The sequence below is a fragment of the Kitasatospora sp. NPDC093558 genome (assembly GCF_040683475.1).
Classification (GTDB): domain Bacteria; phylum Actinomycetota; class Actinomycetes; order Streptomycetales; family Streptomycetaceae; genus Kitasatospora.
Genome location: NZ_JBFBDY010000846.1, coordinates 1 through 2,380, shown reverse-complemented (window position 1 = coordinate 2,380; position 2,380 = coordinate 1). Strand labels below are relative to the sequence as shown.

2 protein-coding genes are annotated in these 2,380 nt (G+C 74.0%); one reads left to right on the top strand and one right to left on the bottom strand.

The features are described from left to right. Nucleotides 1–29: 29 nt before the first annotated feature. Nucleotides 30–1,133, top strand: coding sequence for a hypothetical protein (locus tag AB0O00_RS36010; RefSeq protein ID WP_363658919.1), 1,104 nt, complete (start codon nt 30–32; stop codon nt 1,131–1,133). Between the two features lie 51 nt (nt 1,134–1,184). Here the strand turns inward: AB0O00_RS36010 and AB0O00_RS36005 are convergent. Further along, nucleotides 1,185–2,380 (bottom strand): DUF885 domain-containing protein (locus AB0O00_RS36005; RefSeq protein WP_363658918.1); only part of this gene is annotated, 1,196 nt, incomplete at its 5' end.

Genomic DNA, 2,380 nt, shown 5'->3' with positions numbered 1-2,380 from the left:
CGCCGCGGCCGGACCGGGGAGGGTATGGAATGAACAAGCTTGTGCAGAAGGCCCGTTGGGTGGGAGCGCTGGCGGCGGTGACGGCCCTGCTGGCGACGGGCGGCGGGGTCGCGGTGGCCGCCCCCGCGGCGCCTGCGCCCGTGCAGATCGCGCTCGGTGGCAAAGCACTTGGCTTCACCGTCAGCCCCGACGGCACGAAGGCCTACGTGCTGGTGAACCACCGGGTCAGCGCCACCGACATGATGAGCACGGTCCGCATCGTCGACACCAGGACCGGTGCCGTCACGCACCTGCTGACGACCAATGCGCTCAACATCGTGCGGACCCCGGTCGTCAGCCCCGACGGCAAGCGGCTCTACGTGATCGTCGGCCGGGACGTGCTGACGATGGACCTCACGACCGGCGCCGAAATCGCCCGGGCGACGGCCCCGGAGCAGCCCCGCGACCCCGAGGGCCTCAACGAGAGCATGCTCACCGGGGCCACCGTCAGCGCGGACGGCACCCGGCTCTACGTCAACCAGTACGGCCCGTTCGCCCCGCGCCTGGGCTCCGGCCCCGGCCGGGTGCTGACGTTCGACACGACGGCGAACCGCTTCCTCGGGGCGACGGAGCTGACCGGGTTCACCGTCGACCGGGTGAACCCCGTGCCTGGCACCACCGACGCCTACGTCGGCACCGCCGACAGCGTCCACCACCTGGACGTCGGCAGCGACGAGCCCGCGATCGTCGGTACGGTCGCCGGAATCGACTACGGCGACGAGCTCGCCGTCTCGCCCGACGCCACGAAGGTGTACGCCCTGGGCCACCGCGCGAGCACCGGCGCCGTCCTGCGGATCGACCCCCAGGAGGACACCGCGAGCACGGCGTTCACGGTGGAGCCGAACCTGGAGGACCTCCACCTCGTGTCGGCGAGCCCGGACTCCCGCCGGCTCTACCTCCTCCGGGACGGCAAGACCCCGAAGGCCGCGGTGCTCTCCTACGACACCGCCACCAACGCCGCCGTCCCCGGCGAGACGCTGACCGGTTTCGGTCTGGACTCCGTCACGTCCACCGTGCTCGGCCGGGACGGCCACACCCTCTACCTGGCCGGGGACAAGGGCGACGCCTCGTACCTGGAGGCCGTCGCGCTCTGACGGCAGCGGGGTGGGGCCCGCGCCGGCCCCACCCCGCGGCGCGTCCGGGCGTCAGTGCGCCGCGGCCGAGTCCGTGATCCAGTCCGTGATCAGCCCGTCCAGGACGTCCAGGGGCAGGCTGCCGTGCCCGATCACCTCGTGGTGGAACCCCTTGACGTCGAACCGCCCGCCGAGCGCCGTTCGGGCCCGCTCCCGGTGCCGGACGATCTCCCGGCGGCCGATCAGGTAGGCGGTGGCCTGCCCGGGCCACGCGATGTAACGGTCGATCTCGTTGCGGACGTTGGCCTCGGTGGTGGCCGTGTTGTCCCGCATGTACGCGATCGCCCGCTCCCGCGACCAGCCGAAGTGGTGCAGCCCGGTGTCCACCACCAGGCGCACCGCCCGCAGCGCGTCCAGCGACAGCATGCCGAAGCGGGACAGGTCCGAGCCGTACAGCCCCATCTCGTCCGCCAGCCGCTCGGTGTACAGCCCCCAGCCCTCGACGTGCGCGGTCAGCTGCCCGCTCGGCTTCTGCCGGAACTCCGGCAGGTGGTGCAGGGTCTGGGCGACGGCGATCTGCAGGTGGTGGCCCGGCACGCTCTCGTGGAAGGCGATCGCCTCGTACTCGTAGCGGAACCGGGTGTGCGGGTGCAGCGTGTTGATCCAGTGCGTGCCGGGCAGGCCGCCCGGGCCCGGCGGCTGGTAGTAGGCGAGCGGCGCGGTCTCCGACTCGATCGGGTCGATCTCGCGGGTCACGCAGTCGGCGATCGGGTAGGCGTGGAAGTACCCGGCGGACGCGCGGCGGGCCCGCTCCAGCGCGTCGTCGACGAGCGCGATCATCTCCCCGGCACTGCCGAACCGCAGGGCCGGGTCCTCGCGCAGCGCGGCCAGCACGCGGTCGGTGCCGCTCACGCCGAGCACCGTGGCACCCAGCTCGGCGAACTCCTCGCGCAGCGCCGCCACCGCGTCCAGCCCGGTCCGGTGGACCTCCTCCGGGCCCAGCCCGGGCCGGGTGTAGCGGGCGACGGCGTCCGCGTAGCCCTCGGTGCCGCCGGGCACGTGGCACGCGCCCGCCTCGGCGTCCGGCCTGGCCCCGGGCGCGAGCCGCTGCGCCAGGCCCGCCCGGTAGCGGGCCACCGCGGGCCGCACGCCGTCGCGCACGATCGTCTCGGCGCGCAGGGCCTCGCGGCGGCCGTGCAGCGGGCGCAGCAGCTGGTCGTCGGCGAGGCCCCCGGCGAGGTAGGCGTCGAGCTGGGCGATCGCGGCGT

Coding starts and splice junctions, on each gene's coding strand:
- AB0O00_RS36010 (WP_363658919.1), top strand. CDS start 30: ATGAACAAGCTTGTGCAGAAGGCCCGTTGGGTGGGAGCGCTGGCGGCG.